This window comes from Gilvibacter sp. (assembly GCF_965601605.1).
In the GTDB taxonomy this organism is placed as follows: domain Bacteria; phylum Bacteroidota; class Bacteroidia; order Flavobacteriales; family Flavobacteriaceae; genus Gilvibacter.
Window position 1 is genome coordinate 119,476 of the sequence record NZ_CBFCWJ010000012.1, and the last position, 20,620, is coordinate 140,095.

Here is a 20,620-nt window from a genome sequence, read left to right on the forward strand (position 1 = left end):
ACATGGATGCTCTTTTAGATTTTTTAGGAGGAATCCCTTGGTGGGCGTGGGTTTTAATCGTTTTGGGATTGATTGCCTTACGCGATGTTTTACAGCGCAAGCATACCATAAGCCACAACTTTCCAGTTATTGGGCATATCCGATATATGTTGGAAAGTATTGGTCCTGAATTACGGCAGTATTTAGTCGCCAACAACCGAGAAGAGCTCCCGTTTAACCGAATTGAACGGGGCTGGATCTATGCCTCGGCTAAAAAGGAGAACAATTATGAAGGCTTCGGAACCGATAGAGATATCTACGCCTATCAGCATTTGTTTATTAATAATGCGATGATCCCCTATAAAATTGGTAAAGATCATCCCAACAAAACTGACAAAAGCTTCTTGCCTTGCGCCAAGGTGATGGGAGCGTACAACAAACGCAAGCGTCCGTTCCGCCCAGGGTCAGTGATCAACATCAGCGCAATGAGCTTTGGTTCTCTCTCAGCTAAGGCCGTGGAATCGCTTAATATTGGAGCGCATAAGGCACATGCGTACCACAACACTGGAGAAGGCGGACTGTCTCCGTATCACTGTAAAGGCGCTGATGTAGTCTTCCACTTTGGGACGGGTTATTTTGGCGTTCGCAATCCTGACGGGACCTTCTCCATGGAGAAAATGAGGCAGCTGGTTGCAGACAACCCACACGTTAGAGCTATTGAGGTCAAACTCTCGCAAGGAGCCAAGCCGGGAAAAGGAGGCGTGCTTCCCGGCAAAAAGATATCCAAAGAGATCTCAGAGATCCGTGGGGTTGAAATTGGGAAAGATGTACTCTCCCCTCCTACCCACTCTGCTTTTTCTACGGTTCCCGAACTTTTAGATTTTGTAGAGGATATTGCTCAAAACACAGGCCTTCCTGTAGGCATCAAGGCTGCCATTGGGAAATTGGATCAATGGAAGGAATTGGCCCGTGAGATGAAAGAACGCGGCACAGGCCCGGACTTTATTACCATTGATGGTGGTGAAGGAGGAACCGGGGCAGCGCCTCCTAGTTTTGCAGACCACGTTTCCTTGCCTTGGATCTACGGTTTTGCAGACCTCTATAAACTCTTCCAAAATGCAGGTCTCACCGAACGCATTGTGTTTGTTGGAAGTGGAAAACTCGGCTTCCCAGCTAAAGCGGCTATGGCCTTTTCTATGGGTGTGGATGTGATCAATGTAGCCCGCGAGGCCATGATGAGTATTGGTTGTATTCAGGCGCAGATCTGTCACACCAATCGCTGTCCGAGTGGTGTGGCAACGCAGTCCAAGTGGTTACAACGCGGTATAGACGTTCCTTTAAAATCAGATCGACTGGATCAATACTTTAAAACCTTTAGAAAAGAACTTATTGAGATCACACATGCCTCAGGCTATGAGCATCCCTGCCAGTTTACCATGGAGGACGTGGAACTCAATATGGACGACAAAAATCTATCGCAAGACATGCGATCCACCTTTAAATACATCAAACAACCCGTTCCTTTTGAAGGAATGCAGTCTTTAAAAGATTGCATACATTTGGGAGGAAGCTACCAAACATCAAATTAATACTATGGAAATTGAACAGGTCTTAGGTTATGTTGCCTACTTACTGCCCGCCATTTTGGTTGGAATCGTTGCCTATTACTTTTTTAAAGGTCATACGGCCAATGAAGAAGGTCGCAGACGCTACCTCATTCAGCAAGAAGCGCAGAAGAACACTATTCCTATGCGTTTGCAAGCCTATGAGCGTCTAACCTTGTTCTTGGAGCGCATAGACCCAAACCGTCTTTTAACACGCGTTAAACCTGCTGGAAATAGCCTGGAGAACTACGAAAGTCTGTTGATTCGCAATATTGAGCAGGAATTTGATCACAACATCTCCCAGCAGATCTATGTCTCTCAGGAATGCTGGAATTTGATCAATGCCGCTAAAAATGCAACCATTCACGTGATTCGCCAAGGGGTAATGCATGAAAAAGACAGCTCTCCAGACAATTTGCGTCAGTATTTATTGACCAATTTTATGGACGATGTAACTCCATCTCAAAAGGCTTTGGCCTATATCAGAAAAGAGGTTTCTGAACTATTCTAAAACACGCTGCAAATAATCTTGCTCCTTTTGGGGTAAATCTGATTTAAAGGATTGAATGGATTGCAAAGCGATTGGGTTGTCCAATTGTCGCTTTAAGAGTTCTCGCGCCTGATTGCGGAACCTCCAGTTGGGATGTACACAAGCATTGATCATGGATTTTAAGACTTGCTCGTTGATGATCTGAATCTCCGATAAATAATTGAGCGCCAATTCACGGACCTCAAAACTATAGGTGTCTGAAGCGTACTCCATCAATTCACCTATATAGTCACGTTTTTGAGCCTCCCTGTAGTTTGGAGTCACTATAGCCAGGGTTAGCCACAGTTGTCTCACATTTTTCTCTTTAAAGCCTACGGCGGAGGCCATTCGGTCTAAATACTTCGATCTATCCTGCGGAAAACTACTCCACAAACGATAGAGCGCCAACTCTTGCGTTACATAGGAATCATCCCTCAGCAAAGCTTCAAAATCTCCTTTAATGGCCAGAGGAATATTGTCCAAACTCTGCGCCACAGCCTGACGGACCAACACATGCTCATCGGCCAAAGCTACCATATATAAAGGCAAACTAAGGTTCATCGGTTCTCCAGAAAGTTGAAAAACGGCCTCCTGCCCTAAGTATTCGTTATCACTGTTTAAAGCAGTAGCGATCTGTTTTTGTTTAGCGGATAGTTCTTGCGTACGCAAAGCTTCTAAAGATAGATAAGCAGTTATAAATTCTGACTGTGTCAAATAATCCAGCGCCCAGGCAGATTTAAAAGAAGTCTGGTCAATCCATTGCTTTCGGAATTCGGTCATGTCTTTTCCGGTCACCTCCGTAACCACGCCAAAGAAGTCGTCTAAAGTAGCGTTATCAAAAGCAAAGCGCTCCAAATAGGTCTTAATAACCCGATCAAAATCAAAGGTACCTAACAATTGATCCAACGCAATTAAAGCCCAAGTTCCTTTTTCATAAAAGGTTAGCGAGCTCGCCTTGGGATTGGACAAGGCCTCCCCTTTTCCATTATCGCTACGACTGCGCAGCTGTTCTGCGGTGTTGAAGAGTTTCCAGTAGTAATAATCATCCCCAAAAAGTTCGCGTTCCGCCAAAAGCGCATAATAACTGGCAAAGCCCTCATGCAGCCAATGATCGGCAGCAGAGACCTCTGTGACGTAGTTGCCAAACCATTGATGCGCCAACTCATGCGCATTTACATTCACATAATTCTTATCATTAAAGCCAATGCTATCCACTACAAAGGCCGTTGAAAATACCGTTGCTGTAGTGTTCTCCATTCCTGCATAGAGAAAATCACGCACCGGAACTTGTTTGTAATTCTGCCAAGGATAAGGCACGCCTATCTTTCTTTCAAAATAGTCAAAGATCTCCTTGGTATAGCGGTAGGTAGGCTCTACGTAGGCTTCGTCCCCTTTAAAATAATAATTCTCAAGAGGCACTCCAGAACTGGAGTGCAACTCTTGTTTTTCATACTTCCCAACGGCAATCATCGCTAGATAACTCGACATGGGCTGGGTCATATCAAAACCCCACTGCGTGCTTCCATTTAAAGTGTCCTTGGAAACAAGACGACCATTAGAGATTGCGGTATACTCTTCATCCTTCAGCATTACATACAAATCAAAGATGATCTTATCGGTCATATCATCTAAACTCGGCAACCAGTGACTGGTATATTTACCTTGACCTTGGGTCCAAACCTGATCGTTAAAGAAATACATCGTTTGTTGAGGCGCGGCTAAATAATAGATATCAGCAGCATAACTGTTCCCTGCTTTGAAGTCTCCGACAAACCAAAGCTTATCTTTAGTAGTCTCAGCCTTAAAAGTTCCTTCACTACTAAAAGATCCAATCTCTATTTCATGCGCATTCATAAAAATGGAATCCGTATCCTTTAGAACATCGAACTCTATACGCGCGTTCACACTGATGTATGCTGAGTTTACAGCAGGTTTCAAATTCGCTGCAATACGAGTAAAATCAGCAACTGATTGTTGTTGACCATAGCCGATAAAACCGATGAACAATAAAAAAATACAAAGAGAAATACGCATAACTGCAAATTAACCAAAAGCCAACACAAACAACAGTTAACGCAGGAAACATTAACAATCCTATGAACTTTTTAACAATGGTAGGCTGTGGCTATGGAAACAATTATTTTTAAATAATGAACGAGAGTTACCTACAGACTCCTATTGCTTACTTGAAGGGTGTTGGACCCAATCGGGCCGATTCACTGCGTTCTGAATTGGGCATACACACCTACCAAGATCTACTCCATCTTTTCCCGAGAAAGTACATTGACCGTACCCAATATTTCAAAATTGGACAATTACAGGACACTGGAGCCGAAGTCCAAATTGTAGGAATGCTCACCCACTTAAAAACAGTTTCTCAGAAAAAAGGCAATCGTTTAGAAGCCACTTTTGAAGATGAAACTGGAAGCATGAAACTGGTTTGGTTTAGAGGTCAAAAGTGGATGAAGGAGCGTCTTAAACTCGGTAAAAAGTATGTCGCATTTGGTCGCGTCAACAAATTTCAACAGCAGTTTTCCATGCCACATCCCGAACTTGAGTTGCTCACAGAGCACGAAAAAAAGCTCCGATCTGGCATGCAAGCCGTCTATCCTTCTACCGAAAAGTTAAGCACAAAAGGGGTTACAAATCGGGCAATAATTAACATGGTTGAGCAGCTCTTTTTAGGGGCTAAAAATGAGTTCCAAGAAAGCTTGCCAAAACCCCTTTTAGAACACCTTAAATTGCCCACTAAAAAACAGGCCCTTTTTGCAGTTCATTTTCCCAAGAATCAGAAGGTTTTAGCAGCGGCTCAATATCGTCTAAAATTTGAAGAATTATTCTACATTCAATTACAACTTTTGCGCAAGAATTATCAGCGCAAACAAAAAATCAAGGGCTACACCTTTGATCGGGTAGGGGATTATTTTAACACTTTTTTCAAAGACCATTTACCCTTTGATTTGACCGATGCCCAAAAAAGAGTGATCAAAGAAATCCGCAACGACATGGGCAGTAATGCTCAAATGAATCGCTTATTACAAGGAGATGTAGGTTCCGGAAAGACCATAGTCGCCTTCATGTCAATGTTAATAGGGCTTGACAACGGTTTTCAAGCTTGCTTAATGGCGCCGACTGAAATTTTGTCAGTCCAACACTATAATGGATTACTACCTTGGTGTAAAAAACTCAATATCAGTGTTTTTTTGCTAACTGGTTCAACTAAAGCTTCAAAACGTAAAGAAATACACGAAAAGCTCGAAAATGGCGAACTAGACCTGCTAATTGGCACCCATGCCGTCTTGGAAAAGAAGGTTGTTTTTAAGAATTTAGGGCTTGCTGTAATAGATGAGCAGCACCGTTTTGGAGTTGCACAACGCGCTCAACTCTGGAAAAAGAACGAACGCCCTCCCCATATTTTGGTAATGACCGCCACTCCTATTCCAAGAACATTAGCCATGAGTTTATACGGCGATCTGGACCTCTCTGTAATTGACGAATTACCCCCTGGAAGAAAGCCCGTAAAAACGGTCTTGAGAAGTGACGCAAACAGGCTCAAAATGTTTGCCTTTTTAAAGGACCAAATTAGGCTCGGTAGACAGGTCTATATTGTGTATCCGTTAATACAAGAAAGTGAGGCTTTAGACTACAAGGATTTGATGGATGGACACGAGTCCATTTCCAGGTCATTCCCAATGCCCGAATTTCAGATCTCCATTGTCCATGGCAAAATGAAACCTGCGGACAAGGATTATGAAATGGATCGATTTGTCAAAGGGGAAACTCAGATCATGATCGCCACCACAGTTATTGAAGTTGGAGTGAATGTACCCAACGCCTCAGTGATGGTCATTGAGAGTGCTGAACGCTTTGGACTTTCTCAACTCCACCAGCTGCGTGGACGTGTAGGAAGAGGTGCCGATCAATCTTACTGTATTCTAATGACCGGGCAAAAGGTTTCCAATGAAGCCAAGACCCGCTTAGAGACCATGTGTGCCACTAACGATGGTTTTGAAATAGCAGAGGTCGATCTAAAACTTCGCGGCCCTGGAGATTTGATGGGCACACAACAAAGCGGAATTCTCAACTTGCGCATAGCAGATGTAGTCCGAGACCGTGATATTTTGGCAATGGCGCGCTCTTTTGCAATGGAACTACTCAAGAATGACCCTAACTTAGAGCATCCGTTAAACGAGCCGGTACGCCGCACCTACATTGAATTGGCTAAGTACGGGAACATTTGGAATTTTATCTCTTAGCATTAAAAAACGCCTGCAAACCGAGGTCCACAGGCGCTTTTCGAGAAATATAAAGAAAGAATTAATTGATGTCTTGATTGTTTTTAAGCTTCTCCAAATTAGCCGCTACCCTTCCTCTACTGGCGTCATTAGGCGCATTGGCTAAGGCTTTCTCTAAGTGTTTAGCGGCTTGCTTGTAATCACCTTGAGCGGAATAACCCCTTGCCAAACCGTAATGAACAGGCCAGGTGTTGGGGTTTTCTTTTGCATTACGCTTAAAGACCTCCATGGCTTTATCCACTTGTCCGGCAGCAATGAGTTGACGGCCGTATTGGTGCATTTCTAATACTGTAGCCAAATTCAAAGCATCTGCCATAACAGCCTCTGCCTCTGCTCCACGCCCTAAAGCAGTCAACAATTGCGCTTTGATCTGTAAATTGGTGTACGTCTTTTGGCTATAAAATTTCCCTGCTATAGCGTTATCTATCCACCCAAGGGCTTCTTCTAGATCTGTATTGTTCTGCAAAGCGTAACCGGCGGCCTGCTCCCAGGTTTGACGGTTAAAGCCCGGTTGGTCCTGCATGGCTTTACGCGCCTCTGCTAAAACTATATCAGCCACATCAACTTCTATCTTTAAAGGAAAAGCCATCTTTTCCCACTTAAGGGTTAAAACCGTGGAATTCGCAGTGATTTCATTAAACTCAAAAACGAGTGTTTCTTGATGAGTAATAGCTTCTGGGGTGATGCGGATACGAGCAATATCTTCACTAGGATCGTAAAAAAAGCTTCCCCAAGCACTTGAATTACTCGAAAGTATAATCGTCGCAGGACCGTTCTCTTCCAAAGCAATAAAGTAGCCATAAGTTCCTGCTGGTACTACTCCTCCGCCAATGATCACATCATGAGTAAAACTGATCTTTGTATTTTCATTGGCACCTGCACGCCAAGGTGCAGCCTTTGAGGTTCCAAAACCTAAATTTTGAAAACCGTAGTGGGCTATAGGTGTTCCGTAGATCTCACGACCGCGTACGCTTGGTCTGGAGTAATTAACATGTATTTCAGTAAGTCCTATGGTTTGGCTAAGTGTAGCTTGAGGACTGGCAGCTCTTGGAGTTTGAATTTGAGCCTGAGCAGAACCTATAAGCAATAAGGTAAGCCCAATGACCAGGTGGGTAACGATCTTTGACATTTTGCTTTTGTTTAATTAGTTGACACCAAGGTAATGGCATCCCAAAAGCAAGGGTGTTAGGGACCTGTTAATTAACAGCTAAACGATTGTTAATGTCACTTACTCAGCGATTAGATCGTCTAAGAAGGCCTCAAAAGAAGTGACGAACTCCGTATACTTATCACCCGTTGCGGGACCGTTAAAGCCTGTGTGAATTTTACGCACCTCCCCTTTTTTATCCACAACAATGGTAGTCGGATAACTGAGTACAGCATTGAGCATAGGAAGTTTTTCGCTAGCCTCACTTTTAGAATCCGTTCCATACTGCGCCAAAACAATGGGATACTTTAAGTCAAAACGTGATTTCAAACGATCAATAGCCTTAAAAGCAGGCTCCGGAGTCTTTGAAAAGTCAATGGCCAAAGCAATAAATTCAACCTCAGAGTCTGGGTTTCTGGAAATATAATCTGCAAAGTATTCCGTTTCATCCAAACAGTTTGGACACCAAGTTCCCATAAGCTGCACGACCACTACTTTATCCTTGAACTGCGGATCATCCAAGGTCCAGGTCTTGCCAGCTGCATCTGGAAAGGCAAAATTAAAGCGATCATAGCCTGGCTTTAAAAAAGTCAAAGAATCTGGATCTGTCAATTCGTACTGCGGATTCAATTTACCGTTGAATCCTGCTTTATAGTGATTTCCACTGTAAAAGGTTCCAGCCTTCAAAGTGCTGTCCGTTACCTTGGCTGTGAACAAAAAGGAATGGGCTCCGTCAAAGGTGGAGAGTTTGAGATCACTGCCGTCTACCACTCCCTCTAAATATCTATAATCACCAGTTTCTGTGCGAATTGTACCTGTTACACTATTGTCTTTTTGCTCAAATACCCCTTGAGCTGGATAAGTGCTCCAATCGTCTTCAATAAAAGTAATCTCCCAAGTACCGGATACATCAGCGACCGCTGCCGTAGGCTCCTTAAAGCGTTGGCTATCTCCATAGACCATTTGAAAAGGAATGGAACGCTCCATATTGGCAATCACAAAGTCGCCTTCAATCACATCATCGCTTAAAATTCCTTCAAACACTCCAGCAAATACAGGATGCGCAAGGGTAACGGTATCGCCTTGAATACTAATGTCTGTAATAGTAATGCGCTCTTCAGCGTTGCGAATCACTGCGGTCCCATCTGCCTTAAATTCAAGATTGAATGGCAATAATATTTGGTCTTCCAATTCTAAAGTAGCGCGCCAATCTCCAGTTTTTATTTGAGGTTCGGTATCACCACAAGACACAAGGATCAAAGCACAAAAGAAGGGAAGCAAAAAACGCATAATATTGAAATTTTAGCTATTGGTCGAAAGATGTAAAAGTACTTACAAATTTCAATGAACTAAAGCCGGCCATCGGATTAATACAAAAAATACGCAGCAAAGCTTGAAATCGCTATGACTTCAACGGGTAAATGCTATCTTTGCAGCTTAAACAGCGCTAAGGGGCATGAAGATATCTTACAACTGGCTTAAACAGTTTATCAATATTGATTGGGATCCTGAAAAAACAGGAGCTTTATTGACTGATCTCGGACTTGAGATCGAAGGAATTGACCGCTTTGAATCCGTACTTGGAGGTTTGGAAGGGGTTGTGGTTGGACACGTTTTGGAATGTGGCCAGCATCCTAATGCAGACAGACTTAAACTCACCAAAGTAGATATCGGCGCAGAAGAGCCCGTACAAATTGTTTGTGGTGCACCAAACGTGGACAAAGGACAAAAGGTACCTGTAGCTACGGTAGGCACTACCCTATATGACGCTGAAGGAAAACCTTGGAAGATCAAAAAAGGAAAGATCCGCGGCGAGGTAAGCATGGGGATGATCTGTGCTGAAGACGAACTCGGCCTAGGAGACTCTCATGACGGCATTATGGTTCTGGATGAAGCGCTTACTCCTGGAACTCCAATGAATACAGTAGTTGACGTTGAGATCGACCATGTGTTTGAGATAGGCCTTACGCCAAACCGAGCAGATGCTATGAGTCACTGGGGAACAGCTCGCGACCTGCGTGCTGGACTGTTACAGCAAGAGATCAATATTGAACTTATTACGCCCTCTAACACCAACTTTAGAGTGGACAACCGTTCCAACAAGATTGACGTAAAGGTTGATAATAACGAACTTGCTCCGCGTTACTGCGGGGTTACCATCAGCGGTTTACAAGTAGCCCCTTCTCCAAAGTGGTTGCAAAACCGTTTAAAGGCGATTGGACTCACGCCAAAGAATAATGTGGTAGACATTACCAACTATGTGCTACACGATCTTGGACAGCCGCTGCACGCTTTTGACGTGGCAAAGATCCAAGGAGGTGTAGTTGAAGTTAAGACCCTTGAAGCTGGAACTAAATTCACTACTCTAGACGGAGAAGAGCGCAGTTTGCACCAAGACGATCTAATGATCTGTGATGCAGAGAAACCGATGTGTATCGCTGGGGTTTTTGGTGGATTGGTAAGCGGCGTGACTGATCAAACTACGGCCATCTTCTTAGAATCGGCTTATTTTGATCCGGTAAGCGTTCGTAAGACTGCAAAGCGACACGGACTAAACACAGATGCCTCCTTCCGTTTTGAACGTGGCATTGACCCGAATATCACCGAATACGCTTTGATGCGTGCGGCCATCTTGATCAAAGAGTTAGCGGGCGGAGAGATCACCAGTGATGTGATCGATATCTATCCGAAGAAAATTGAAGACCATCAAGTAGTATTGAACTTTGACAATGCAGCGCGCTTGATCGGACAAGAAATACCAAGAGAGACCATTAAATCCATTTTGACCTCTTTGGACATCAAGATCAATAATGTAACCGAAACCGGTATTGGGATGACTATTCCTGCTTACCGCAATGACGTAACTCGTGAAGCCGATGTGGTGGAAGAAGTGCTGCGTGTTTACGGTTATAACAATATTGACTTTGGCAAAAAACTCAATGCCTCGATCTCGGAGAACAAGCGCATTGAAGATTACCGCATACAAAACATCACGGCCAATCAGCTCACTGCCATTGGTTTTAATGAGATGTTGGCCAACTCCCTGACCAAGCCAGATTATATCAATCTAACGGCAACTTTGGATGAGGAGCAAAACGTGGCTATGCTCAACCCATTGAGCAACGACCTTTCTGTTTTGCGTCAATCCATGTTGTTCACCACGCTTGAGGCTGTTGCGTACAACAAGAATCGCAAGGCGGGAAGCATAAAACTTTATGAGTTTGGGAAGACCTATCACCAAGAAGGTGACAGCCGTATAGAGCATAAACATTTAGCGGTTATTGCAGAGGGAACGGTTTATCCAGACCACTGGGCGCATAACGGTTCTACAGAGATTGACTTCTTTTATTTAAAGGGAGTTGTCAGTGGGATTTTAGAGCGATTAGGCCTTACAAAGTATACCGAACAACCTAACTCTGCAGATATTTTCTCGGAAGGAATCAGCCTAAAAATGGGAGATACAGAGCTGGTAGCTCTTGGTGTTGTGCATCCTAAGATCACAGGACACTTTGCCATAAGCAGTCCTGTTTTCTATGCTGATTTTAATTGGGATGCTGTCTTAGCAGCACTTTCGACTGGAGAAATTCTTTTCAAAAACATTTCTAAATATCCTGCGGTAAAGCGCGACTTTGCTTTGCTTCTGGATGAAGGAGTAAGTTTTGAAGCGCTTCACGCTACGGCCTTTGCTACAGAGCGTAAATTGCTTAAAGAAGTGCAACTCTTTGATGTGTATACCGGGAAATCCTTACCAAAAGGAAAGAAGTCCTATGCCTTGAGTTTCACTCTGGCTGATGAGAACAAAACCTTAACGGATAAGCAGATCGATAAGATCATGGGACGCTTGCAGCAAGCTTTTGAAACGAAGTTTGAAGCCCAGCTGCGTTAAGCCTACTTCTTAATGATCTTTTTGATCAGTACTTCCCCGCCTGCTGTCACTACACGCAGGTAGAAGATCCCTGCTGACCAATTCGCAGCATCTATTTGTAGATTGACAGCAGTAGTTACTGTCTCTTGCATTACTTGCTGTCCCAACTGATTATAAATAGCGAGGTTCTGGATTTCAAGACCGTTGGTATTTAATTGGACCTGATCTTGAACAGGGTTTGGATAGAGGCTGATATTGGCCTGAGCAAACTCATCCACACTTAAGGGATTACAGGCTGGATCACTACCCGAAGCTTCGTTGAAGACTCCTTCTTCTATGCTCCAATTGAGCCACTCCCCTCCGCTGGCGGTTTGCCAATCGTTGAGATCAAAAGTATGCTCTCCAGTTTCAGTTCCCTTCACTCGGTAAGCGTAAAGGGCTTCCCCACCTCTTGACCAGGTAATCGGGTTGCCCGCTCCAATAATTTCTGGACCTGGAACGTCTAGATTACAGTTGGAATGAATGAAATAGACGTTATCATCAAAACTTGGATATTCTCCAAAAATGCGCGCAATACCATCCGGAGCAATACAAACCGCTGTAAATTCATCACAAGCAATGCCACGGGCGTTCACCCCCATATCCACCATTGCGCGGGCTAAAAACACACTGTGGCGTGCGCGCCGATCAGGGTCATCATAATGGGTATCGGTGATCACACCTGAGAGATAATCAATATCTAAAAAGGGAGCTCCGCTTAAAGTTATGTTTGGATGATAGGGATTAGCAGTGGCCTCTTCTGAAGTGACCGTTCCGTTTTCCGCAGTGAAATAAATGCTGCCTAAAATAGCCATCCCTGCACTGATACCACCAACAACTGCCCCGCGTTCTGAGATAGCATTATTAATTCCAGTAGCAACGCCGGTTCCGCGCCAGAAAGACACATAGTCCCATTGATTACCACCCGCGAACCAAATGGCTTCTGCACGATTGATTTTGTCTAACACATAAGGCTCACTGGCCGCAGTCCAATCATTGAAAACAATGGTTTCTACGGAATTGACCGTTACCCCCAGCTCTGAATAGAAATAGTCGTTATAACCATCTGCACCACTCGCGCGAAGCACCAAAACATCACCGCCATTGGCTCTCTCTAAAAACCAAATCATGGCCGGATCGTTCTCTCCTGCACCACCCATGAGGACCGTTCCTCCATCGCCTATAACCTCAGCATCTGTTGGATTACCCGTGAAATAAGAAGTATAATTGGTCTGTGCTGTCATCCATCCGGAGCAACACAAAAGCAGTGCGATTAGCAGTTGGTTTAAATTCATTGTTCCATTAAAAAGGCATCTACCACGTGGATAAAGCCTAGTTTGTGATAGTAATTCGTTGCCGTTATTGTTGCTGCAGCCGCATTCGGGATCCGCAATTGGATCTGACTCCCACCCGTTTTAAATTCTGGATCAATATCTGCGGGAGATCTAAAATAGGCGGAACCTCCGTTTTGCTGCAGGTTGCGCTGTAGACTGTTTTGATCTACGCGTCCAATGATGACGTGACGCATCAAAGCTGCCTTGAGGGCTTCTGCGTTAGAAGCATTCAACATTTTTTTAAGCGCTTTTTCATCATAGGCAGAAAAAGCAGCGTCCGTTGGCAAAAATACCGTTACCATACCCAATTTATCGATCTCCTCTTGCGCATTGGTAAGCTCAAAGATCTGAGTAAGCACCGTAAATTGACTGGTGTTTTTGATATTCTCATAAATACTCTTGGTGGGAAAGATGGTATCATTCCCTATGAGTTGATAGGATTTTGAAGCGACTCCTGCTTGGTAGTCTTGCCCAACTAAAGGACTGACTGCCAAGGCGATTAAAAGGATAGAAAGCAATTTTTTCATAGCAAAGTAATTTACGCTAAGATATCAATTCTAAAGAGGAATCAAAGGGCTTCCAAGTTGCGGGATTTAATTATTTGTTAATTTTCAAAGCATATATTTGTCTGAATTAAAAAAAGGTTTCAACTTTGCAATCAATAACGAAACAATGAATTTAGTACAGTTACATCATCACCATGCACACTCTGGCCTTCAGGCGAGCTAGTATGGTATTGTAAACTGTTTAAAACCATATAACCCGTCTGAGCAATCAGACGGGTATTTTTTTACCGCTAATTGCTCAGACCATTATTTAAAAAAATGAGCAGATTAAAAATTGCGATTCAAAAGAGCGGTAGACTTCACGACAAATCCATCGAATTACTAAAAGATTGTGGCGTTTCCGTTCAAAATGGAAAAGATCAACTCAAGGTCCGCGCTGCAAACTTCCCCTTGGATATTTTGTATTTGCGAAACTCTGATATTCCAAAATACTTGGAAGATGGCGTTGCGGATATTGCCATTGTTGGAGAGAACTTACTGATCGAAAAGCAAAAGAATGTAAGCGTGATCCGACCACTAGGGTTTTCCAAGTGTCGTGTCTCCCTTGCCGTACCGAAGTCAGTGGCTACAGATGATCTAAGCTACTTCAACGGTAAACGCATTGCAACCTCTTACCCCAATACCTTAAAACGCTTTTTGGATGCGGAAGGGATACAAGCAGACATTCACCAAATTGCCGGATCTGTGGAGATCGCTCCAAACATAGGCTTGGCAGACGGTGTTTGTGACATTGTGAGTTCTGGGAGCACACTCTTTAAAAATGGTCTGCGCGAGACTCAAGTGATCTTGCGCTCCGAAGCCGTATTAGCTAAATCACCTGACCTCAGCCCCGAAAAGGAAGCCATCTTAGATAAGCTGAGTTTTAGAATGGATGCGGTTTTACGTGGAAAAGCTTCAAAATACGTATTGCTCAATGTTCCTAATGACAAAATCGAAGCAGTCTCTGCGCTGTTGCCTGTTTTAAAAAGCCCAACTATTCTTCCTTTAGCTGAAGAAGGTTGGAGTTCCCTACACACAGTTATTGACGAATCTCAGTTCTGGGATGTCATTGAAGAGCTCAAAGCCGCTGGTGCGGAAGACATCCTAGTAGTTCCTATTGACAAAATTGTACGCTAATGAAAGTCTATGTTAACCCTCCAAGAAACCGCTGGGCCAAGCTTTGTGAGCGGCCCAGTATTGATCGTGAAGATCTAAGCAGCACTGTGGGCAGCATCATGTCGGCTGTAAAAGAAAATGGTGACGCTCAATTGTTGGCTTATGCACTTGAATTTGATAAGGCTGAACTAAACGAGGTATCGGTTACTCCTTCAGAAATAGAACAACAAGCGGCAACTGTAGCCCCAGCTTTGCAAGAGGCCATTCAGCAGGCTGCGGCAAATATTGAGAAGTTTCACAAAGCCCAAGGCAGCAAACCAGAAAAGATCACTACTACAGCCGGTGTCGTGTGTTGGAGAAAGCAATTGCCCATTCAACGGGTAGGACTGTATGTTCCTGGTGGAACGGCACCACTTTTCTCAAGTTTGTTGATGCTGGCCATTCCAGCCAAATTAGCAGGCTGTAAGACCATTGTGGTGTGTACACCTCCAAATCAAGAAGGGAGCATTGCCGCTGAGATTGCCTATTGCTGCCAGTTATTGGGCTTAGAGCAGGTTTTTAAGGTTGGTGGTGCACAGGCTGTTGCAGCGATGACTTTTGGAACGGAATCGATTCCCAAAGTGGATAAGATCTTTGGACCCGGGAATCAATACGTAACCCGAGCTAAGGAGATGAGTCTCAATTACGGCCTAGCCATTGACATGCCTGCAGGACCGAGTGAAGTACTTGTAGTAGCAGATAGATATGCCAATCCAGAATTTGTCGCTGCAGACCTACTCTCGCAAGCAGAACACGGCAGTGATAGCCAAGTTATTCTTTTAGGCGATGATCTAAAGACTATAGGCGATGTTTTAGTGATCGTCAATGAACAGGTAGAAAAACTGCCAAGAGTCGCTTTAGCCAAAGAAGCACTAAAGAACAGCAAAGCCCTTGTTTTTGACGATATAGACACCTGTATGGAATTCAGTAATAAGTACGCCCCGGAGCACCTCATTCTCGCTTTAAGAGAAGACGACTATTGGGCAGAAAAGGTCACTGTAGCAGGTTCGGTATTTATGGGGAATTTCACTCCAGAAAGCGCTGGTGATTATGCCTCAGGCACCAATCACACCTTACCGACCAATGGTTATGCTAGACAATACAGCGGAGTCTCTTTAGACAGTTTTGTCAATAAGGTCACCTTTCAACAGATCAGTGCCCAAGGCATTCAAAACCTTGGACCTGTAATTGAAGCCATGTCAGAGGCAGAAGGCCTTCAGGCACACAAGAATGCAGTAACGGTACGACTTAATGCTTTGAAGAATGAAAATTAAAGAGGTAATTAGACCTGATCTGCTGGCATTAAAGCCCTATTCAAGCGCCCGTGACGAATACACGGGAAAAGATGGGGTTTTCTTGGATGCCAACGAGAACCCTTACGGAACGCTAAATAGATATCCCGATCCTTATCAAAGAGCACTCAAAGCCGAATTGGCAAAGCTCCGAGATATTGACTCAAACCGGATCTTTGTGGGTAATGGAAGTGACGAGGTAATTGATCTGTGCTTTAGACTTTTTTGCAGGCCGGGATTTGACAAAGCGCTGCAATTCAGCCCGACCTATGGCATGTACAAGGTATCGGCCGCTATCAACAATATTGAATTGTTGGATTGCCCTTTAACTACCGATTTTCAGATTGATCTAGCATCCGCATTAAAAATTATTGAAAGCCAGCAACCCAAATTGATCTTTATCTGTTCGCCAAATAACCCAACGGGGAATCTGATTGATAAAGCGATCATTAGAAGCCTTGCCCAAGCTACTAAGGGCTTGGTTATCGTGGATGAAGCCTATATTGACTTTGCCGATTCAGAGAGCTGTATCCGTTTACTTGAGGAATTAGACAATTTGATAATCTCACAGACTTTCAGTAAAGCATGGGGCTTGGCAGCGGCACGAGTTGGTGTCGCCTACAGTTCTGAAGCTTTGATCGGATGGTTGAATAATATCAAACCTCCCTATAACGTAAGTGGACTCAACCAAGCCGCAGCAATTGAGGCTTTAAAGGATCGTGAAGGTTTTGCCCAACGTAAGAACGCTATCCTCAAAGAAAAAGAACGCTTGATCAGCTATTTTGAACAATTGGATTGGGTGCAAAAGGTATATCCTACGCAGGCGAACTTTATCTTGATAAAGGTGCCTCAAGCAACAGCCCTTTACGAGCAACTTATTGAGCAACAAATTATAACCAGAAACAGAAGTTCGGTGATCGCAGATTCCTTGCGCATCACTGTTGGAACGCCAGAAGAAAACGACATACTCATCAACGCATTGAACAACTTATGAGCAAGAAAGTATTATTTATTGACCGAGACGGGACACTCGTCATTGAGCCGCCTGTAGATTATCAATTGGACAGCTTGGAAAAGCTGGAATTCTATCCAGGAGTTTTTCAATGGCTCGCTAAGATCAATCAAGAATTGGACTACACCTTAGTCATGGTAACCAATCAAGACGGATTGGGTACGGACTCTTTTCCAGAAGACACCTTTTGGCCTGCACACAACAAGGTAATGCAAGCCTTCTCTAATGAAGGGATCGAGTTCTACGGTGTGCATATTGACCCAACGCTTCCGGAAGACAACGCTCCGACGCGCAAACCAGGTACGGGGATGCTTATGGAATACATTCACGGAGATTTTGACCTAGAAAAGTCCTTTGTAATTGGAGACAGAACATCTGATGTTGTGCTGGCTCAAAACTTAGGGAGTCAAGGGATTCTTATTGCTGATGAGCCCTTTGACGACGCAGCACTCACCACCAAAAGTTGGGAAGATATCTACCGCTTTTTAAAAGGACAAGACCGCAAGGCTGAGGTGAACCGAAACACCTCAGAAACGCAAATCAGTATTGCCTTAAACCTAGACGGAAAAGGTGAAAGTGTGATCCAAACTGGCTTAGGCTTCTACGATCATATGTTGGAGCAAATTGCCAAACACGGTGGATTTGACTTGGACATTCGCGTACAGGGAGATCTGCATATTGATGAGCACCACACCATAGAAGATACAGCGCTTGCCTTGGGTTCTGCTTTTAAAGAAGCTTTGGGAAGTAAGAAGGGTATTATGCGTTATGGCTTTCTTTTACCCATGGATGACGCTTTGGCTCAAGTTGCTGTTGATTTTGGAGGCCGACCTTGGCTGGAATGGGATGCTGAATTTCAGCGCGAAAAGGTTGGTGATCTGCCTACGGAAATGTTCTTCCACTTTTTCAAATCCTTTAGCGATACAGCACAATGCAATCTGAACATTAAAGCGGAAGGAGACAACGAGCACCACAAGATTGAAGCGATCTTTAAAGGATTTGCTCGAGCCTTGCGCATGGCAGTGTCTAGAAGCGGTTCTAACGATATTCCAAGCACGAAAGGAAGTTTATGATCGCAATAGTAAAATACAATGCAGGCAATATTCGCTCCGTAGAAAACGCCTTAAAACGCTTGGGAGCCGACTGTGTGATCAGTGATGATCCTGAGGTCTTGAGCGCGGCCGATAAGCTGATCCTGCCCGGAGTAGGTGAAGCTTCTTCTGCCATGGCTTATTTGCGGGAGCGCGGTTTGGACCAAGTGATCAAAGAGCGCACTAAACCTACGCTTGGCATCTGTTTAGGATTGCAACTCTTTTGCGCTCGGTCTGAAGAGGGAAATACCGAATGCCTCGGGATATTCCCAGAGGTCGTAAAACGTTTTCCACCAGAAGAAAAGGTGCCGCATATGGGTTGGAACGAGCTCACAGCATTGAAAGGCCCGTTGTTTGAAGGAGTACAGGCCAATAGTGATGTCTATTTTGTCCACAGCTTTTATGCAGAAAGTGGCCCGGATACTGTTGCTGCCTGTGACTATATCCTGCCCTTCTCCGCAGCATTATCCAAAGGAAATTTTTACGCCACGCAGTTTCACCCTGAAAAATCAGCAGATGTGGGAGAACAGATCTTGGCCAACTTTTTAAAATTACCCACCGTATGAGAATCATACCAGCCATAGACCTGATTGAAGGCAAATGCGTTCGCCTGACTCAAGGAGATTACAACCAAAAGACCGTCTACAATGAAGATCCTTGGAAGTCGCCAAGGAGTTTGAGGCACACGGCATTCAATATTTGCACTTGGTAGATTTAGACGGAGCCAAGAGCAAACAAATTGTAAATCACAAGGTTTTGGAGCGTATCGCCACCAAAACATCTTTAAAAATTGATTTTGGTGGAGGAGTTAAATCCGACGAAGACATTCGTATTGCCTTTGAAAGCGGGGCCCAACAGGTCACCGGAGGCAGTATAGCCGTAAGTGCTCCAGAACTCTTTTCAAGTTGGCTAAACCGTTACGGCAGTGAGCGCCTTATTCTAGGGGCCGATTGTAAAGATCGCATGATCGCCACTCACGGCTGGCAGCAAGCTTCTAGTTTAGAGGTCATGGAGTTCATCAATCAATACTTGAAAAAAGGCGTGCAATATGTAATCTGTACAGACATTGCCAAAGATGGCATGTTACAAGGGCCGAGCTTTGATCTGTACCGCGAACTTTTAGAATTAGAAGGTATCAAGTTAATTGCCAGTGGCGGGGTCACCACCCTATCGGAATTAGAGCAGCTCTTAGCAATGGGCTGTGAAGGTGCTATTGTTGGTAAGGCTATTTATGAAGGTACCATCGCATTAAAAGATTTAGAGAAACTATGCTAAAAAAACGCATCATACCTTGCTTGGATATTAAGAACGGTCGCACCGTTAAAGGAGTCAATTTTGTTGACATTCAAGATGCTGGTGATCCTGTTGCACTTGCCAGACAGTACGCGCTTCAAGGCGCCGATGAACTGGTATTCTTGGATATTACCGCAACAATCGAAGCCCGTGCTACGCTTATTCAATTGGTAGAAGAGATCGCTGCGAATATCAACATTCCATTTACCGTAGGTGGCGGGATCACCTCTGTTGCTCAGGCCAAAGCGCTAATTAGAGCTGGGGCCGATAAGGTCAGTGTGAATTCAGCAGCGGTAAAACGGCCGGAATTGGTTCAGGAATTAGCCGCAGAATTTGGATCTCAATGCGTAGTGGTAGCCATAGACACCAAATATGAAGATCCGGACTGGACCGTATTTGTCAGTGGCGGCAGAACTCCGACAGGAATAAAAACATTAGACTGGGTAAAGCAAATGGAAGCTCTGGGAGCCGGAGAAATCCTGTTGACCTCAATGAACAATGACGGAACCAAAGCAGGCTTTGCCTTAGATATTACCGAAGCCGTTGCAAGCAGTGTTCAAATTCCAGTGATCGCTTCTGGCGGCGCTGGAACTGTAGATCACTTTGCAACGCTCTTTGAGCAGACCACTGCGAGTGCGGGCTTAGCTGCCAGTATTTTCCACTATGGAGAGATCCCAGTACCCGAATTAAAATCAGCTTTAAAAACAAAAAACATCGCCATACGATGACACCAAATTTTCAAAAACCTGCTGACGGCTTATTGCCAGCAGTAATACAAGATTACAATACCCGCCAAGTTCTTATGGTGGGGTATATGAATGCGGAAGCTTACGAGAAGACCATAGCTGAAGATCGCATAACTTTTTACAGCCGATCTAAAGGACGTCTATGGACCAAAGGAGAAAGCTCTCAAAATTATTTAGAACTCAAAGAACATTTCATTGATTGCGACCAAGATGCTTTGCTATTCCTTTGTGAACCTGCAGGACCGACCTGTCACTTGGGAAATCAAAGTTGTTTTAATAACGATAGCGCCTTGGGCTTCTTGCGCCAATTGGAAGCAACTATTGAAAAGAAGATATCCAGTGATGAAGCGGAATCCTATACCCGAGCTCTAGTACAGCGCGGGATCAATAAAGTGGCTCAAAAAGTTGGTGAAGAAGCTGTGGAATTGGTCATAGAGGCCAAGGACAATAATGAGGAGCTTTTTAAGAATGAAGCGGCAGATCTGCTCTATCACCTGCTTATTTTGTTGAACGTTAAAGGGCATTCTTTGGCAGATATAGAGGATATCCTTAAACAACGTTCTAAAAAATAAAATTTAACAATACAGCCATTTGGAATGTAGCCATTTAGCGTGTAACTTTGAGTAAAAATTGGGTATGAGCTAAGCTAAAAAGGATTTACCACCTTACCCACCTAATTCAAAAATCCTTTAGC

16 protein-coding genes and 1 pseudogene are annotated in these 20,620 nt (G+C 44.1%); 12 read left to right on the plus strand and 5 right to left on the minus strand.

All coding sequences use genetic code 11. The features are described from left to right. Nucleotides 1–2 precede the first annotated feature (2 nt). Together ACSLP7_RS03085 and ACSLP7_RS03090 are read left to right on the plus strand one after the other, a co-directional pair. Complete coding sequence (locus ACSLP7_RS03085) at nucleotides 3–1,568, plus strand: FMN-binding glutamate synthase family protein (RefSeq protein WP_435577955.1); 1,566 nt, start codon at nucleotides 3–5, stop codon at nucleotides 1,566–1,568. A gap of 4 nt (nucleotides 1,569–1,572) precedes the next feature. Continuing rightward, nucleotides 1,573–2,094 carry a hypothetical protein gene (locus ACSLP7_RS03090; RefSeq protein WP_435577956.1) on the plus strand — a complete coding sequence of 174 codons (522 nt, stop codon included), beginning with the start codon at nucleotides 1,573–1,575 and terminating at the stop codon, nucleotides 2,092–2,094. On the opposite strand, the gene ACSLP7_RS03095 is transcribed toward ACSLP7_RS03090, so the two are convergent. Continuing rightward, entirely contained in the window at nucleotides 2,086–4,146 is a 2,061-nt protein-coding gene (locus ACSLP7_RS03095) for a M1 family metallopeptidase (protein ID WP_435577957.1), read from the minus strand. The two genes, ACSLP7_RS03090 and ACSLP7_RS03095, sit on opposite strands and share 9 nt — an antisense overlap. Nucleotides 4,147–4,262: 116 nt before the next feature. Between ACSLP7_RS03095 and recG the strand changes: the two genes are divergently transcribed. Continuing rightward, nucleotides 4,263–6,368: an ATP-dependent DNA helicase RecG gene (gene recG, locus ACSLP7_RS03100; protein WP_435577958.1), complete on the plus strand. Its 2,106-nt coding sequence runs from the start codon at nucleotides 4,263–4,265 to the stop codon at nucleotides 6,366–6,368. A 61-nt stretch (nucleotides 6,369–6,429) separates the two neighbouring features. On the opposite strand, the gene ACSLP7_RS03105 is transcribed toward recG, so the two are convergent. Together ACSLP7_RS03105 and ACSLP7_RS03110 are read right to left on the minus strand one after the other, a co-directional pair. Continuing rightward, complete coding sequence (locus tag ACSLP7_RS03105) at nucleotides 6,430–7,536, minus strand: DUF2911 domain-containing protein (protein ID WP_435577959.1); 1,107 nt, start codon at nucleotides 7,534–7,536, stop codon at nucleotides 6,430–6,432. Nucleotides 7,537–7,635: 99 nt separating this feature from the next. Next, nucleotides 7,636–8,844, minus strand: a complete 1,209-nt coding sequence (locus tag ACSLP7_RS03110) for a TlpA family protein disulfide reductase (RefSeq protein WP_435577960.1) — start codon at nucleotides 8,842–8,844, stop codon at nucleotides 7,636–7,638. Nucleotides 8,845–9,010: 166 nt separating this feature from the next. On the opposite strand from ACSLP7_RS03110, the gene pheT reads away from it, so the two are divergent. After that, nucleotides 9,011–11,440 (plus strand): phenylalanine--tRNA ligase subunit beta, encoded by a 2,430-nt coding sequence (gene pheT, locus ACSLP7_RS03115; protein WP_435577961.1) that lies wholly within the window; start codon nucleotides 9,011–9,013, stop codon nucleotides 11,438–11,440. Between the two features lie 2 nt (nucleotides 11,441–11,442). On the opposite strand, the gene ACSLP7_RS03120 is transcribed toward pheT, so the two are convergent. Together ACSLP7_RS03120 and ACSLP7_RS03125 are read right to left on the minus strand one after the other, a co-directional pair. After that, nucleotides 11,443–12,753, minus strand: coding sequence for a T9SS type A sorting domain-containing protein (locus ACSLP7_RS03120; protein ID WP_435577962.1), 1,311 nt, complete (start codon nucleotides 12,751–12,753; stop codon nucleotides 11,443–11,445). Beyond that, on the minus strand, nucleotides 12,750–13,319 hold the full coding sequence (locus ACSLP7_RS03125; protein ID WP_435577963.1) for a fasciclin domain-containing protein: 570 nt from the start codon (nucleotides 13,317–13,319) through the stop codon (nucleotides 12,750–12,752). The genes ACSLP7_RS03120 and ACSLP7_RS03125 overlap by 4 nt, the downstream gene beginning before the upstream one ends. Before the next feature lie 297 nt (nucleotides 13,320–13,616). Here ACSLP7_RS03125 and hisG point away from each other — a divergent pair, with 297 nt between their 5' ends. From hisG to hisIE, 8 genes and pseudogenes are all read left to right on the plus strand, one after another. Next, nucleotides 13,617–14,474: an ATP phosphoribosyltransferase gene (gene hisG / locus ACSLP7_RS03130; RefSeq protein WP_435577964.1), complete on the plus strand. Its 858-nt coding sequence runs from the start codon at nucleotides 13,617–13,619 to the stop codon at nucleotides 14,472–14,474. Continuing rightward, nucleotides 14,474–15,766 (plus strand): histidinol dehydrogenase, encoded by a 1,293-nt coding sequence (gene hisD, locus ACSLP7_RS03135; RefSeq protein ID WP_435577965.1) that lies wholly within the window; start codon nucleotides 14,474–14,476, stop codon nucleotides 15,764–15,766. Before hisG ends, hisD begins: the two co-directional genes overlap by 1 nt. Then, on the plus strand, nucleotides 15,756–16,778 hold the full coding sequence (gene hisC, locus ACSLP7_RS03140; protein WP_435577966.1) for a histidinol-phosphate transaminase: 1,023 nt from the start codon (nucleotides 15,756–15,758) through the stop codon (nucleotides 16,776–16,778). The genes hisD and hisC overlap by 11 nt, the downstream gene beginning before the upstream one ends. Then, entirely contained in the window at nucleotides 16,775–17,869 is a 1,095-nt protein-coding gene (hisB, locus tag ACSLP7_RS03145; protein WP_435577967.1) for a bifunctional histidinol-phosphatase/imidazoleglycerol-phosphate dehydratase HisB, read from the plus strand. Before hisC ends, hisB begins: the two co-directional genes overlap by 4 nt. Then, nucleotides 17,866–18,453, plus strand: a complete 588-nt coding sequence (gene hisH, locus ACSLP7_RS03150; protein ID WP_435577968.1) for an imidazole glycerol phosphate synthase subunit HisH — start codon at nucleotides 17,866–17,868, stop codon at nucleotides 18,451–18,453. Before hisB ends, hisH begins: the two co-directional genes overlap by 4 nt. Beyond that, nucleotides 18,450–19,162: pseudogene (gene hisA / locus ACSLP7_RS03155) on the plus strand (1-(5-phosphoribosyl)-5-[(5-phosphoribosylamino)methylideneamino]imidazole-4-carboxamide isomerase). Before hisH ends, hisA begins: the two are co-directional and overlap by 4 nt. Then, entirely contained in the window at nucleotides 19,156–19,908 is a 753-nt protein-coding gene (hisF, locus tag ACSLP7_RS03160; protein WP_435577969.1) for an imidazole glycerol phosphate synthase subunit HisF, read from the plus strand. The pseudogene hisA and the gene hisF overlap by 7 nt, the downstream one beginning before the upstream one ends. Then, on the plus strand, nucleotides 19,905–20,498 hold the full coding sequence (hisIE, locus tag ACSLP7_RS03165) for a bifunctional phosphoribosyl-AMP cyclohydrolase/phosphoribosyl-ATP diphosphatase HisIE (RefSeq protein ID WP_435577970.1): 594 nt from the start codon (nucleotides 19,905–19,907) through the stop codon (nucleotides 20,496–20,498). The genes hisF and hisIE overlap by 4 nt, the downstream gene beginning before the upstream one ends. Nucleotides 20,499–20,620 lie beyond the last annotated feature (122 nt).

Bases quoted from the DNA above. Each gene is read 5' to 3' on its own strand.
- ACSLP7_RS03085 (WP_435577955.1), top strand. From the start codon at position 3: ATGGATGCTCTTTTAGATTTTTTAGGAGGAATCCCTTGGTGGGCGTGG.
- ACSLP7_RS03090 (WP_435577956.1), top strand. From the start codon at position 1,573: ATGGAAATTGAACAGGTCTTAGGTTATGTTGCCTACTTACTGCCCGCC.
- ACSLP7_RS03095 (WP_435577957.1), bottom strand. From the start codon at position 4,146: ATGCGTATTTCTCTTTGTATTTTTTTATTGTTCATCGGTTTTATCGGC.
- recG (WP_435577958.1), top strand. From the start codon at position 4,263: ATGAACGAGAGTTACCTACAGACTCCTATTGCTTACTTGAAGGGTGTT.
- ACSLP7_RS03105 (WP_435577959.1), bottom strand. From the start codon at position 7,536: ATGTCAAAGATCGTTACCCACCTGGTCATTGGGCTTACCTTATTGCTT.
- ACSLP7_RS03110 (WP_435577960.1), bottom strand. From the start codon at position 8,844: ATGCGTTTTTTGCTTCCCTTCTTTTGTGCTTTGATCCTTGTGTCTTGT.
- pheT (WP_435577961.1), top strand. From the start codon at position 9,011: ATGAAGATATCTTACAACTGGCTTAAACAGTTTATCAATATTGATTGG.
- ACSLP7_RS03120 (WP_435577962.1), bottom strand. From the start codon at position 12,753: ATGAATTTAAACCAACTGCTAATCGCACTGCTTTTGTGTTGCTCCGGA.
- ACSLP7_RS03125 (WP_435577963.1), bottom strand. From the start codon at position 13,319: ATGAAAAAATTGCTTTCTATCCTTTTAATCGCCTTGGCAGTCAGTCCT.
- hisG (WP_435577964.1), top strand. From the start codon at position 13,617: ATGAGCAGATTAAAAATTGCGATTCAAAAGAGCGGTAGACTTCACGAC.
- hisD (WP_435577965.1), top strand. From the start codon at position 14,474: ATGAAAGTCTATGTTAACCCTCCAAGAAACCGCTGGGCCAAGCTTTGT.
- hisC (WP_435577966.1), top strand. From the start codon at position 15,756: ATGAAAATTAAAGAGGTAATTAGACCTGATCTGCTGGCATTAAAGCCC.
- hisB (WP_435577967.1), top strand. From the start codon at position 16,775: ATGAGCAAGAAAGTATTATTTATTGACCGAGACGGGACACTCGTCATT.
- hisH (WP_435577968.1), top strand. From the start codon at position 17,866: ATGATCGCAATAGTAAAATACAATGCAGGCAATATTCGCTCCGTAGAA.
- hisF (WP_435577969.1), top strand. From the start codon at position 19,156: ATGCTAAAAAAACGCATCATACCTTGCTTGGATATTAAGAACGGTCGC.
- hisIE (WP_435577970.1), top strand. From the start codon at position 19,905: ATGACACCAAATTTTCAAAAACCTGCTGACGGCTTATTGCCAGCAGTA.